Source organism: Actinomadura macra NBRC 14102 (genome assembly GCF_001552215.1).
GTDB classification, from domain to species: domain Bacteria; phylum Actinomycetota; class Actinomycetes; order Streptosporangiales; family Streptosporangiaceae; genus Spirillospora; species Spirillospora macra.
This window is the reverse complement of record NZ_BCQT01000009.1, coordinates 175,836-189,403: the sequence shown is the minus strand read 5'-3', so window position 1 is coordinate 189,403 and position 13,568 is coordinate 175,836. Positions and strand designations below refer to the sequence as shown.

General features: G+C 72.3%; 11 protein-coding genes. 5 read left to right on the top strand and 6 right to left on the bottom strand.

Features of this window, described 5'->3' with window-relative positions:
* Positions 1–156 precede the first annotated feature (156 nt).
* Both AMA02S_RS14685 and AMA02S_RS14680 read left to right on the top strand, forming a co-directional pair.
* Entirely contained in the window at positions 157–945 is a 789-nt protein-coding gene (locus AMA02S_RS14685) for a FadR/GntR family transcriptional regulator (protein ID WP_245667541.1), read from the top strand.
* Positions 946–1,063: 118 nt separating this feature from the next.
* Complete coding sequence (locus AMA02S_RS14680; RefSeq protein ID WP_084265156.1) at positions 1,064–2,503, top strand: sulfatase family protein; 1,440 nt, start codon at positions 1,064–1,066, stop codon at positions 2,501–2,503.
* 21 nt (positions 2,504–2,524) lie between these two features.
* On the opposite strand, the gene AMA02S_RS14675 is transcribed toward AMA02S_RS14680, so the two are convergent.
* Positions 2,525–4,855 (bottom strand): HelD family protein, encoded by a 2,331-nt coding sequence (locus tag AMA02S_RS14675; RefSeq protein WP_067458947.1) that lies wholly within the window; start codon positions 4,853–4,855, stop codon positions 2,525–2,527.
* A 330-nt stretch (positions 4,856–5,185) separates the two neighbouring features.
* Between AMA02S_RS14675 and AMA02S_RS14670 the strand changes: the two genes are divergently transcribed.
* Positions 5,186–6,886 (top strand): alkaline phosphatase D family protein, encoded by a 1,701-nt coding sequence (locus AMA02S_RS14670; RefSeq protein ID WP_084265154.1) that lies wholly within the window; start codon positions 5,186–5,188, stop codon positions 6,884–6,886.
* A 101-nt stretch (positions 6,887–6,987) separates the two neighbouring features.
* Here the strand turns inward: AMA02S_RS14670 and AMA02S_RS14665 are convergent, their stop codons facing one another.
* The gene (locus tag AMA02S_RS14665; protein WP_067457915.1) at positions 6,988–8,079 is read right to left on the bottom strand and encodes an ATP-dependent DNA ligase; all 1,092 of its coding nucleotides are present in this window, start codon (positions 8,077–8,079) and stop codon (positions 6,988–6,990) included.
* 77 nt (positions 8,080–8,156) lie between these two features.
* On the opposite strand from AMA02S_RS14665, the gene AMA02S_RS14660 reads away from it, so the two are divergent.
* On the top strand, positions 8,157–8,894 hold the full coding sequence (locus AMA02S_RS14660; protein ID WP_067457912.1) for a dihydrofolate reductase family protein: 738 nt from the start codon (positions 8,157–8,159) through the stop codon (positions 8,892–8,894).
* On the opposite strand, the gene AMA02S_RS14655 is transcribed toward AMA02S_RS14660, so the two are convergent.
* Positions 8,855–9,595, bottom strand: coding sequence for a pyrimidine reductase family protein (locus AMA02S_RS14655; RefSeq protein WP_067457910.1), 741 nt, complete (start codon positions 9,593–9,595; stop codon positions 8,855–8,857). The genes AMA02S_RS14660 and AMA02S_RS14655 overlap by 40 nt on opposite strands.
* A gap of 139 nt (positions 9,596–9,734) precedes the next feature.
* Here AMA02S_RS14655 and AMA02S_RS14650 point away from each other — a divergent pair, with 139 nt between their 5' ends.
* Positions 9,735–10,130: a hypothetical protein gene (locus tag AMA02S_RS14650; protein WP_067457907.1), complete on the top strand. Its 396-nt coding sequence runs from the start codon at positions 9,735–9,737 to the stop codon at positions 10,128–10,130.
* A gap of 60 nt (positions 10,131–10,190) precedes the next feature.
* On the opposite strand, the gene glgX is transcribed toward AMA02S_RS14650, so the two are convergent.
* From glgX to AMA02S_RS14635, 3 genes are all read right to left on the bottom strand, one after another.
* A complete protein-coding gene (glgX, locus tag AMA02S_RS14645; protein WP_067457905.1) occupies positions 10,191–12,284 on the bottom strand; it encodes a glycogen debranching protein GlgX in 2,094 nt (697 codons plus the stop codon).
* Between the two features lie 89 nt (positions 12,285–12,373).
* Positions 12,374–12,955: a GNAT family N-acetyltransferase gene (locus AMA02S_RS14640; RefSeq protein WP_067457902.1), complete on the bottom strand. Its 582-nt coding sequence runs from the start codon at positions 12,953–12,955 to the stop codon at positions 12,374–12,376.
* Between the two features lie 48 nt (positions 12,956–13,003).
* On the bottom strand, positions 13,004–13,567 hold the full coding sequence (locus AMA02S_RS14635) for a DUF4262 domain-containing protein (RefSeq protein WP_067457899.1): 564 nt from the start codon (positions 13,565–13,567) through the stop codon (positions 13,004–13,006).
* Position 13,568: the final 1 nt, after the last annotated feature.

The following is a 13,568-nucleotide window of genomic DNA, read 5'->3' as shown; positions in this document are numbered from 1 at the left end:
GTGGGGGACCGGCAGCATCGGGCCCCGCGGCGGGGTGCCGGTCGGTTCAGGCCCCGCCGCGGCGGCCGAGAAGCAGCACCCACCACGTCATGGCGCTACCCTATCCACACCTCAGCTCCTCAGACAACCTGCGGAGGCGATACCCTGGTGCTACCGGTGCCCGTCCAGGAAGGGATCGCGATGCCGCTCGGGCCGCTCCGACCCAGCCCGCTCGTCGAGCAGGCCGCCGACCGGCTGCGCCACCAGATCGCCGACGGGTCGTGGCCGGTCGGCACGAAGCTGCCCGGTGAGACGACTCTCGCCCGGGACCTCGGCGTGGGCCGCTCCACCGTCCGGGAGGCGCTGCGGGCGCTGGCCGGGGCGGGGCTCGTCCGGGCGCGCCAGGGTTCGGGCGTCTTCGTCATCGCGGTCGAGCCGGACGAGGACTGGACGGCCAGGCTCCGCCGCGCCTCCGTCGCCGACGTCTACGAGATCCGCATGATGCTGGAGGTCCGCGCGTCAGAACTGGCCGCGGAACGCCGTACGGACGCCGACCTCGACGCCCTCGACGCCGCACTGGCCGCCCGCGACGCCGCGTTCGCCGCGCTCACGGCAGGGGCGCCGGCCGAACCATCTCCGGAAACCTCGCTCCAGGCATCGAGCGGGACATCGAGCGGGACATCGACGGAGGTGTTCATCGACGCGGACATCGCGCTGCACGCGGCCGTCGTGGGCGCCGCGCACAATCCGGTCCTCGCCGACCTGTTCGCCGGGTTCGTGCCCGTGCTGCGCGAGGGCCTGCTCGACCTCGCGCGGCTGGTCGATGTCCGCAGGGCCGATGCCGCGCACGGGCGGGCCGCGCATGCCGCGCTGGTGGAGGCGGTCCGCGACCGCGACCCGGCGGCCGCGCGCCGCGTCATCGAGGCCGAGTTGCGCCGGACGCTGAGCGGGCTCACGTCTCGATGAGACACGCCTTCCCGCGGGTGTAGGCGCCGTCGAGGGCGATGGTGCCCGTTGCACGAATGATCTCCTTTCTCTACTATTTCGATTTGTTTACTAAAACAGTAGGGAAAGTGGGTTGCTCATGACCGAGACGGAACGCATCCCGGACGAGACGTCCGGATCGGGGGTGAGCAGGCGGGGCGCCACCGCGGCGATGAGCGCGATGGCCGCCGCCGCTGCGGCCGGTCCCCTTGTCGCCGGGACGGGCACCGCGCAGGCGGCCGAGCGGCCCTTCCGCGCCGATCCGCGGCAGGGCGGGGGCGGGCGGCCCAACGTCCTGATCATCCTTGGCGACGACCTCGGCTGGGCGGACCTCGGCTGCTACGGCTCGCCCGCGATCCGCACCCCCCACCTGGACGGGCTCGCCCGGCAGGGCGTCCGCTTCACCGACGCCTACTCCGCCGCCGCCGTCTGCTCGCCCACCCGCTTCGGCCTCTACACCGGCCGTTACCCGGGACGGCTGCGCGGCGGCCTGGAGGAGCCGATCGCCCGCCCCGACGAACTGCACGGCATCCCGCCGGGGCACCCGACGCTCGCGTCCCTGCTCAAGGGCGCCGGGTACGCCACCGCGATGTTCGGCAAGTGGCACTGCGGCTTCCTGCCCTGGTACAGCCCGCTCAAGTCCGGCTGGGACACCTTCTTCGGCAACCTGTCCGGCGCCGTCGACTACTACTCCAAGATCACCTCAGAGGGGCGCGACCTGTACGAGGGCGAGGTCCCGACCGAGTCCCTCGGCTACTACACCGACACCATCGCCGACCGCGCCGCGGCGTACGTCCGCAAGGCGCGCGGCGGGCGGCCCTGGCTGCTCAACCTCAACTTCACCGCCCCGCACTGGCCGTGGGAGGCACCCGGCGACCGCGCGGTGAGCGAGGAGATCACCGCCCGGGTCAAGGCCGGCGACGCGCGGGCGCTCTGGCACGACGACGGCGGTTCGCTCGACACCTACCGCCGCATGGTCGAGGCGATGGACGCCGGCGTCGGGCGCGTCCTGCGGGCCCTACGCGAGACCGGACAGGAACGTGACACCCTCGTCCTGTTCTCCAGCGACAACGGTGGCGAGCGCTGGTCGCACCAGTGGCCGCTCACCGGCGCCAAGGCCGGGCTGAACGAGGGCGGCATCCGGGTGCCCAACATCCTGCGCTGGCCCGCGCGGATCCGGTCCCGGCAGGTCAGCGACGTGCCCGTCATCACCCAGGACTGGACGGCGACGATCCTGGACGCCACCGGCGTCCGGCCCGCCGCGTCCCACCCGCTGGACGGCCACAGCCTCGCCGGGCACCTGCTGCACGGCGAGCGCCCACCCGCCCACGACCTGTTCTGGCGGACCCGGACGTCCCGGGCGCTGCGCCGCGGCCGGTGGAAGTACCTGCGGGTGAGCGCGTCCTCCCCGGGCGCCCTCTACGACCTGGCGGCCGACCCGCGCGAGCAGGCCAACCTGGCACGCCGGCGCCCCGAGATCCTCGCGTCGCTGAGCACACGCTGGGAGGAGATCGACAAGGAGCTCCTGCCCTACTCCTGAATCGCTCTCCCCCTGCTTGCCCTACTCCCTGTCCGCGAGGCGCTCCAGCATGTCCGGCAGAACGCCGTCGTGGACGACCGTCAGCCGGCGGGTGGCGCGAGTGAGGGCCACGTAGAGGTCCTGGCCGCCCATCGGCGACTCGGCGAGGATGCCGGCCGGGTCCATGACGACGACGGAGTCGAACTCCAGGCCCTTGGCCTCCTCGGCGGTCAGGACGACGACGGGGGAGTCGAGGGCCTCCGGGGTGGCGCCCACGGCGGCGTCCGGGAGGACCTCCCGGACGCCGGGATGCCACCCGGCCGAGGAGATCACGGCCAGCCGTCCCTCCGCCAGGCCGCCGCCGGCGGACGGGCCGGGCGTGACCTCCCCGAGCTCGGCGTCGACGAGGGCCGGCAGGTCGCGGACCGGGAGCGCCAGGGCACGGGGCGGGGCGCCGTCGTCGCGGACGGGCACGGGCGGGAGCTGGTCGGGCGCGACGGCGGCCAGCACGTCCTCCGCCACCTTCATGATCGCGGCCGGGGTGCGGTAGTTGACCATGAGGCGCTGCTCGCGCCAGCGCCCCGGGACGTAGCGGTCGAGCATCTGTCCCCAGGACGCGGCGCCCGCCGCGCTACCGGTCTGCGCGATGTCGCCGACGACGGTCAGGGAGCGGGTCGGGACGCGGCGCATCACCGCGCGCCAGGCCATCTCCGACAGCTCCTGCGCCTCGTCCACGATCACGTGCCCGTAGGCCCACTCGCGGTCGGCGGCGGCGCGCTGCGCGGTGGTGAGCGGCGGTCCGTCGTCGTGGTGGCGTTCGGCCAGGGTGGCGGCGTCGACGGTCTCGGCACCGGTCGACTCGATCACCTCACGGGCGTAGCGCTCATCGTCCTCGCGCCGCGCGGCGGCGGCGCGACGCCGGGCCTTCTCGGCGGAGTCGTCGGAGCCCAGCCATTCGGCGGCCTCGTCCAGGACGGGCACGTCGGCGGTCGTCCAGGGCGAGCCGGGCGGGCGGTGCAGAAGCGCGGCGCCGGGCAGGCCGGCGGCCTCCCCGAGCCGGGCGAGGGCCTCCGGGTCGGCGTAGAGCTCGGACAGGAGCCGCTCGGGTGTCAGCTCCGGCCACAGCGCGTCGATCGCCTCCCGGACGGGCAGCTCGTGCCAGAGGGACTCCTTGGCGAGCCGCAGGTCGGTCTCGTCCAGGAGCGGCATGTCCTCGGCCTCGTCGAGGAGTTCCTGAAGCCACTCGGGGACCTGGCCCGAGCGGGTGATCTCCTCCAGTGGCTCGTCGATCATCCGGTCGAACTGTTCGGCCCGGTCCACGGCGAGGGCCTCCAGCAGGTCGTGGACGAAACGCCGCCGCTGGACGTTGTGGGGCGCCCGCAGCGCGCGGGCCCGGTCGCGGGCCAGCTCGCAGGCGGCGGCCTCCACGCGCAGGGTCATGCCCTCCGATACCACGCGCAGGCCGCCGGCCGGGACGCGCTGCCGGTCGCGGACCGCGGCCTCGACCAGGTCGGCCATGCGCAGGCCGCCCTTCACGACCGCGACGGCGGGGGAGTCCGTCGCGGTCGCCTTCAGGCCCGGGTACAGCTCGCCGACCGTGGCCAGCGCGACGTCGGTCTCGCCCAGGCCCGGGAGCACCTGCTCGATGTAGCGCAGGAACGTCGCGTTCGGGCCGACGACGAGGACGCCGCGCCGCTCCAGCACGTCGCGGTGCGTGTAGAGCAGGTACGCGGCCCGGTGCAGCGCCGCGACCGTCTTGCCGGTGCCCGGCCCGCCCTGGACGACCAGCACCCCTTGCAGCGCCGAGCGGATGACCTGGTCCTGCTCCTCCTGGATGGTGGCGACCACGTCGCTCATCCGGCCCGTCCGGCCGCGGCGGAGCGTGGCCAGCAGGGCCGCCTCGCCGACGATCCCACCGCGCTCGGCCTCGTCCAGCCCCTCCAGGTCGAAGACCTCGTCGTCGAGCCGGACGACCTCGCGGTGGCGCAGGTGCAGGTGGCGGCGGCGAGCGAGGGTGCCGGGAGCGCCGGGCGTGGCCGTGTAGAACGGCCGGGCCGCCTCGGCGCGCCAGTCGATCAGCATCGGCTCGAGGTCCTCGTCGCGCAACCCGATCCGGCCGATGTAGAACAGGTCGCCGGGGCCGTCCGCGTCGGAGCGGTGGTCGATGCGGCCGAAGCACAGGCCGTGCTCGACGCCGCTGAGCCTGGCCAGCCGCCGGGCGGCCTCGTCGGTGGCGACGGCGCTCTCCAGCCGTGCCTGGAACGCGCTTCCGCCGCCCGCGGCCGGGCCGTGCCGCAGCGCCGTCTCGGCCTTGGCGCGCTCGGTGTCGAGGCGCTCGTACACGCGGGACACGTACTCCTGCTCAGCGCGCATGGCCGCACCGCGCGCCCCGTCCTGGATCTCGGGGTTCTGAATTTCCGCGCCCTCGGGCTTGACAGCATCCGCTTGACGGAGTCCCATACCTCGGGTACGCTCCTGTTCGTAGGGTGGAGATTTGTGTGTCCGACAGTACACAAGTGCCCAGCCTATCAGCCGGCTCCCCTCATGTGCGCCTTTCTTGTTACCGCGCCCACGTGACCGCCATGTGATCCTTAAAAGATCGTCTTTGTTGCGGCGCATGTCACTCGCGCGGTATCTCCCGGCCATCGGCCTTCACGAGGCTGTCCGGCGTTCCATGTCGGACATCCGAAAGGTCGCGCACCCATGGCCGACTCTATGCCTCCGCTCAACCGGAGATCCTTCCTCGTCGCCGGCGGCCTCGCCGTCGGCGCCGCCTATGCCGTGGCCGGCGCTCCCGGTGCCCCGGGCATTCCCGGCACCGCCCACGCCGCGCTCCGCTCCCGAGCGCTCGCCGGCGACCCGTTCACCCTCGGTGTCGCCTCCGGAGACCCCGACCCGGGTGGTTTCGTCCTGTGGACGAGGCTCGCCGTCAAACCGCTCGCCGAGGATGGCCTGGGCGGCATGCCCGCCCGCTCGGTCCCCGTCGAATGGGAGGTCGCGTCCGACGAGCGGTTCCGCCGTATCGATCGGCGGGGCACCGCCACCGCCCGCCCGGGCGCCGCGCACTCCGTCCACGTGGAACTGGACGGCCTGCGCCCCGGCCGCGACTACTGGTACCGCTTCCGGGTCGACGACCACGTCTCCCCGGTCGGACGGACCCGTACCGCGCCCCGCGCCGACACCTTCGGCCCCGCCCTCGCCATGGGATTCGTGTCGTGCTCGCAGTTCGAGCACGGCTACTTCACCGCCTACCGGCGGCTCGCCGAAGAGAACCCCGACCTGATCCTGCACCTCGGCGACTACCAGTACGAATACAAGAAGAGCGTCTACAACATTCCGGGCGGCAACGTCCGTGACCACGAGGGCCCCGAGACGGTCACGCTGGCCAACTACCGGCTCCGGCACGCCCAGTACAAGACCGACACCGACCTCCAGGCCGCGCACGAGGCCGCTCCCTGGCTCGTCGTCTTCGACGACCACGAGGTCGAGAACAACTGGGCCGACGAGGTCCCCGAGGCCGGCTCCGACACGCCGAAGACCGCGGACTTCCTCAAGCGCCGGGCCGCCGCGTTCCAGGCGTACTACGAGAACATGCCGCTGCGCCGCCGCTCCATCCCCGACGGGCCGGACATCCAGATCTACCGGCGGCTCCAGTGGGGCAAGCTCGCCAACTTCCACATGCTCGACACACGCCAGTTCCGCGACGACCAGGCGTGCGGCGACGGCAACAAGGTGTGCGACGACTCCGACGACCCGAAGCGCACCATCACCGGCGCCCGGCAGGAGCGGTGGCTGATCGACGGTTTCCGCGCCTCCAACGCCCGCTGGGACATCATCGGCCAGCAGGTCTTCTTCGCCCAGCGCGACAGCGACGCCGGGCCGCTGAAGAAGACCTCGCAGGACGCCTGGGACGGCTACGTCGCCTCCCGCGACCGCATCACCCAGGGCTGGGTGGACGCCGAGGTCCGCAACGCCGTCGTGCTCACCGGCGACGTCCACGCACACTGGGCGAGCGACCTCAAGGAGGACTACGACGACCCGGACTCCGAGACCGTCGGCTCCGAGCTGGTGTGCACCTCCATCACCAGCACCGGTGACGGCAAGGACTCCAACCCCGCCGACCACCCCTACCTCAAGATCAATCCGCATCTGCGCTTCTTTAACAACCAGCGCGGCTATGTGCTGACGACGATCGGCAAGGACGAGATGAAGGCCGACTTCAAGACCCTGCCGACCGTCCGGACGCGCGGCGCCAAGGCGTCCATCAAGGCCACGTTCGTCATCGAGGACGGTGTGCCCGGCCCGCAGCAGACCTACCTGCGCCCCTACGCCTCGGCGAAGATGTCGGCGAAGGCGGAGCAGGATCTGATCGAGCAGACCATCCGCAACGAGACCCAGCCCTGACCCTCACCGGCCGGTGGCCGGGCCGCGCCCCCCTCGGCAGGGCGCGGCCCGGCCGCCTCGTCTCAGCCGCCTCGTAGCCGGCTCATCTCAGCCGAGCCGGCTCAGCGGTCGGCGCGCGGGCTCGTGGCCGAGCCGCCGAGGATGTCGTCCAGGTCGTAGGCGACCGGCTGTTCGAGCTGCTCGTAGGTGCACGACTCCGGCGTCCGGTCGGGCCGCCAGTTCCGGAACCGCGCGGTGTGCCGGATCCGGTCGCCCTCCATCGCCTCGTACGCCACCTCGACGACCAGTTCCGGGCGCAGCGCCACCCACGCCAGGTCCTTCTTGCCCGTCCAGCGGGAGATCGCGCCCGGCATCCGGTCGGCGGTCGCGTCCGTCTGCCGCGCCCACTCCGCCCACGGATGATCGTCGAGGTCCTCCAGCAGGTACGGCTTCAGCTCCTCGACCAGCTCGGCGCGGCGCTTCATCGTGAACGAGGCCGCGACGCCCACGTGCTGGAGATGCCCTTCGGAGTTGTAGAGGCCGAGCAGCAGCGAGCCGACGATCGGCCCCGACTTGTGCCAGCGGAAGCCCGCCACCACGCAGTCGGCGGTCCGCTCGTGCTTGACCTTGAACAGGACGCGCTTGTCGGGCTGGTACGGCAGGTCGCGCGGCTTGGCGATCACCCCGTCCAGCCCCGCCCCCTCGAACTCCTCGAACCAGCGCAGCGCAAGCTCGTAGGAGTCGGACGCGGGCGTGACGAACACCGGCGCCCGCACCCCGGCCAGAGCCTCGACGAGCCGCCGCCGGCGCTCGCCGAGCGGCACCTCCATCAGCGACTCGTCGCCGATCGCCAGCAGGTCGAACGCCACGAACGAGGCGGGCGTCTCCTCCGAGAGCAGTGTGACGCGCGATGCCGCCGGGTGGATGCGCTGCTGGAGGCCGTCGAAGTCCAGGCGCGTCCCCTTGCGCAGCACGATCTCGCCGTCCACGACGCATCGCTCGGGCAGCTCCCGCCGCACCGCCTCGACCAGCTCGGGGAAGTAGCGCGTGAGCGGCTTCTCGCCGCGGCTGGACAGCTCCACCTCGTCGCCGTCGCGGAAGACGATGCAGCGGAACCCGTCCCACTTGGGCTCGTACAGCAGATCGCCCTTGGGCATGGCCTTGACCGCCTTGGCCAGCATCGGCGACAGCGGAAGACTGATCGGCAAGTCCATTCCCCCATCTTGCGCCCTGCCCCCGACAAAGGGACACGGCGGGGGACCCGAAACGGCCGTTGGATAGCCTGCCGACCATGCTCCGCCTGCTTCCCGGACCCGCCACGGCCGATGTGGATCCCTATGAGGCGTACGGGGACGCACCCGGCCTGCGGATCGGCATGGTGATGAGCGCGGACGGCTCCGTCACCGACGCCGAGGGCTGGACGGACGGCCTCGGCGGCGCCGCCGACTTCCGCGTCTTCCGGACGCTGCGGGCCCTCGCTGACGTGATCCTCGTCGGCGCCGGAACCGTCCGGACGGGACGGCTCGGCCCCGCCCGCCTCCGCTCGGACCTGCGCGCGCGCCGGGGGCGCCCGCCCGCGCCCATCGCCGTGGTGAGCCGCTCCCTCGACCTGGACTGGACGCTCCCGCTGTTCACCGAGGCCGAGACACCGACGATCATCGTCACCTCGGAGCACGCGCGGGCCCGGGTCCCGTCCGGGATACCGGTGGTCGCCGCCGGTGGGCAGGACATCGACCTTCCGTCCGCGATCCGCCGGCTGGGCGAAGAGCATCCACACGGTGGCCAAGGCCGTGGGCGCCTGCTCTGCGAGGGCGGGCCCGCCCTCGCCACCGCGCTGATCCGCGCCTCCCTCGTCGACGAGCTGTGCCTGAACATCGCCCCGGCCCTGGTCGCAGGTGCCCGCCACACCCGGCTCCTCGGCGATCTGGACGCCGAGGTCCCGCTGGAGCCCTCCGCCCTCTACCTGGACGAAGGGGTGCTGTTCGTCCGCTACCGGCTGGGCGCGGCCGCCCCGCCACGCAAGGCGTAGCGCAGGAAGAGGAAATCGTCGTCCTGGAGAGCGTGCACCAAGGCCATGTCGGGCGGGACGGGAAGCGGTGGCCCGTTCAGGATGCGCGTCGGCCGGCCCCCGAGGATCTGCGGGCTCAGCGTGAGGCACAACTCGTCCAGCAGGCCGGCCTCGACCAGCCCCGCGAGGATCGCCGGGCCGCCCTCGCACAGCATCCGCGCGAAGCCGCGCGCCTCCAGTTCGCCGACCGCGGCGCTGAAATCCAGCGAGACGTCTCCGGCGACGATCACCTCCGCCCGCTCCCGCGCCATCCGCAGCCGCGCCGGGTCCGCGACGGCGGGCGTCAGGACGATCGTTCTGGCGGCGGCCTCGGTGAACACCGGTGCGTCGAAGTCCAGGTCGAGGGTGCGCGAGACGATCGCCAGGGGCGGCGCGGGCGGGCGCCCGCCCCGCAGCCCGTCCCATCCCTCGCCCGGCCGGACCGGCCCGTAGCCCTCGGCCCGTACCGTCCCGGCGCCGACGATCACCACGTCCGCCAGCGCGCGCAGTAGCAAGAACAGCGACCGGTCGGAGGCGTTGCCGAGGCCGCCGCTGCGCCCGTCGCGCTGCGCCGCGCCGTCCAGGCTCGCGATCATGTTCGCCCGCAGGTAGGAGCCCTGCGCGGGATAGGCGTACCGCTCGGCGAGATCCACCGGAAGGTCGGTGGGAGCAAGATTCCGCATAGGACTCACAAGCTACTGCACCGCCATTTTGACCAGCGGGGTAACGGTCTGTGCGGCAATCTGTGGGAACCCGCCATGAAAGCGGATCCGGCGCGCGACACTTGTCCCGGGGACGGGAACTACAGCGAAGGGAGCGGAGGTGGCGTTCGCCGCGCTGGCCGCATGGGTTCTCGCCGCGGTCGCGGGGGGATACCTACTGGTCGTCTGGACGGCACGCGAAGGCCGGGCGACGAAGGTGACGCGATTCCCGATCCTGGTCATCGTGGGCCATCCCCTCGCCGCCCTGCTCGGGCTCGCCGTCTGGATCACCTACCTCGCCACCGGGGTCGCCGGCTACGCCTGGGGCGCGTTCGCCGCCCTGCTCGTGGTCGCCTTCCAGGGCTTCATGCTGTTCACGCGCTGGCTCGTCGGACGCGGCGGACGGCACGCCCGCGGCGCCGAGCAGGCGTTCCCGGCCACCGCGGTCGCCGTCCACGGGCTCGTGGCCCTCACCACGGTCATCCTGGTCTTTCTGACCGCCATCCAGGTCGGCTAGGGCCGCCGCCCACGCTCATCGCGGCTCACGCTCAGCGCGCCCACGCTCAGCCCGCCACGCTCATGCCAGCCGGCGGAGCACGATCAGGGAGCGTGCGGGGGCGCGGACGTCGTCGCGCGCCTTGACGCGGGGACGCTCGTCCGCCGTGTCCGGCTCGGCGGTGTCGAGCACGAACTCCCAGCGCTCGCCGTACTCCCCGCCCGGAAGGGTGAACCCGACGGCCTCCGAGCCCGCGTTCACCAGCAGGAGGAACGAGTCGTCCCGGACGCGGCGGCCACGCGGGTCGGGCTCGGTGATCGCGTCGCCGTTGAGGAACACCCCGAGCGACTTGGCGAATCCCACGTTCCAGTCGTGGTCGGTCATGACCTCTCCCGCGGGGGTCAGCCAGGAGATGTCGGCGGCGGCGCCGGTGCCCGTCCCGGTGAAGAAGCGGCGCCGCCGGAACACCGGGTGGTCGTGCCGCAGCCGGGCCAGCCGTCCGACGAACTCCATGTCGCCCGGATCGTCCCAGCGCACCCAGGCGATCTCGTCGTCCTGGCAGTAGGCGTTGTTGTTGCCCTTCTGCGTGCGGCCCATCTCGTCCCCGTGGGACAGCATCGGCACGCCCTGCGACAGGAAGAGGGTCGCGAGGAAGTTGCGGCGCTGGCGAGCCCGCAGGTCGAGGACGTCGGGGTCGCGAGTCGGGCCCTCGTGGCCGCAGTTCCACGACCGGTTGTCGTCGGTGCCGTCCCGGTTGTCCTCGCCGTTGGCCTCGTTGTGCTTGTGGTCGTAGGAGACCAGATCCGTCAGCGTGAACCCGTCATGGCAGGTCACGAAGTTGATGGAGGCGAACGGCCGCCGCGCGCTGTGCTCGTACAGGTCGGACGAGCCGGTGAGCCGGGACGCGAACTCCGGCATCGTCGCGTACGAGCCGCGCCAGAAGTCGCGGACGGTGTCGCGGTACTTGCCGTTCCACTCCGTCCACAGCGGCGGGAAGTTGCCGACCTGGTAGCCGCCCTCGCCCACGTCCCACGGCTCGGCGATCAGCTTGACCTGCGAGACCACCGGGTCCTGCTGGACGAGGTCGAAGAACGCGGCCAGCCGGTCGACGTCGTGCAACTCGCGGGCCAGGGCCGAGGCCAGGTCGAACCGGAACCCGTCCACGTGCATGTCCAGGATCCAGTAGCGCAGCGAATCCATGATCAGCTGGAGGGCGTGCGGGTTGCGGACGTTCAGCGAGTTGCCGCAGCCGGTGTAGTCCAGGTGGTAGCGCTTGTCGTCATCGCGCAGCCGGTAGTACGAGGCGTTGTCGATGCCGCGGAATGACAGCGTCGGCCCGAGGTGGTCGCCCTCGGCGGTGTGGTTGTAGACGACGTCCAGGATGACCTCGATGCCCGCCTCGTGCAGGGCGCGGACCATCGCCTTGAACTCCAGCACCTGCTCCCCGGCCTGCCCGGACGAACTGTAGGAGTTGTGCGGCGCGAAGAACCCGATCGTGTTGTAGCCCCAGTAGTTGTCCAGACCCCGCGCCACCAGCGCGTGTTCGGGAATCGACTGGTGTACCGGCATCAGCTCGACGGCGGTGACGCCGAGGTCGAGCAGGTGGTCGATCATCACCGGGTGCGCGAGCCCCGCGTAGGTGCCGCGCTGCTCCTCCGGGATACCCGGGTGCAACCGGGTGAGGCCCTTGACGTGCGCCTCGTAGATGACGCTCTCGTGGTAGGGGACGCGCGGCGGCCGGTCGTCGGCCCAGTCGAAGAACGGGTTGACGACCACGTTCTTCGGCATGGACGGGGCGCTGTCGTCCTCGTTCAGCGCGCTCGGGTCGGCGAACCGGTAGGAGAACAGCGACTCGTGCCAGCGCACCCCGCCCTCCACGGCCTTGCCGTAGGGGTCGAGCAGGAGCTTCGCCGGGTTGCAGCGGTGCCCGTCCCGCGGGCTGAACGGGCCGTGCACCCGGTACCCGTACCGCTGCCCGGGCCCGACGCCCGGCAGGTAGCCGTGCCAGACGAACCCGTCCACCTCGGGCAGATCGCGTCGCGCCTCGTTCCCCTCGGAGTCGAACAGGCACAGCTCGACCCGCCGCGCCACCTCTGAGAACAGCGCGAAGTTCGTGCCGGTGCCGTCCCAGGTGGCGCCCAGCGGGTACGGATCCCCGGGCCAGACCTCCCGCATGCGCTCCACTCCTCGACCGGTCGACGACAGACCCCGTCGATTCTGGCCTACCCGCTCGCTCACCGCCTGCCGCGCCCGACATCAGAGTGTCACCGCGGCGCGTCGCGGGGGAGCCGCCAAACGGTCTCACCGTCGGCGGTCTCGGCCGTGGGGCGCAGGCCGACCCGCGCCGCCACCGCGCCGGAGGCCGCGTTCTCGGGATGGATGGCGGCGACGATCTCGCCGGCGCCGTGCGCGAGGAGCCAGCCGACCAGCGCGTGGGCCGCCTCCCCGGCGAAGCCGAACCCCTGGAACGGCATGCCGATGACCCAGGCGACCGAGGCGACGTTGCGCGCGGGCGACGGGGTGACGGTGGAGCCGGCGGCCCGCGGCGTCACCGTGAAGCCCGGCTGCGCCGGTTTCACGGTCGCCTGGACGTATCCGACCGCCTGCCCGTCCCGGGCGCGGCGCACCACCCAGTTCAGCCAGCACTCCTGGTGAAAGGGCGCCGGACCCGCCACCAGATGCTCGTACCGGGCGCGCAACTCCTCCCTGGTGAGGGGCTCGCCGCCGATGAAATGGTGCAGGCGCGGGTCGTCCAGCACCACGGCCATCTCGTCGGCGTGGTGGACGGCCAGCGGCTCAAGGACGAGGCGCGGCGTGGCGATGGTCTCGGCGATCGGCCCGTACACCCGCCGATCCTATGCGCCGGGTCCGCGGACCCGGCAGACGCGCGGCGGTCAGGTTTCCAGCGCCTGGACGCGACGCGTCCAGGCGCCGGGGGAGTGCTGGGACGGGGCCAGCCACAGCCACGGCTGGGAGTGCCGGAACGTCAGGTCGGTGCCCGGCTGCCAGGGGAACAGACCCTCCGGGTTCGGCCAGACCACCTGCAGGATCGGCAGCGGAGGCCGCCGGTAGAAGGCGACGGCGCCGGAGAACAGCGCGTCGTACCAGCGGACGTCGGCCATCCGGAACGCGGCCTGCTGCCCTCGCAGGATGTCGTCGCGACGCTCGCCCTCGGCGGGGCCGTCGCCGTCGGCGGTCTGCCGGCCGAGCGCGTTCAGCGTCTCCTCCATCTCGTACACGTCGCCGCCGAACAGCGCCAGCTCGGCCGACCGGTGGCTGTGCCACAGCCCGATCGTGTACGCCCAGCCGGGGAGTTCCCCGTCCGGATGTACGAGGACGACGCTCCAGCCGTACTGGCTGATGTGCACGATCGTGCGGAGCTGGAAGTTGTCCAGGCGTTCGCGGTCGCCGTAGTCGTGACAGATCACGCAGGGGCAGGAGGGACGGCCGTCGGGCATG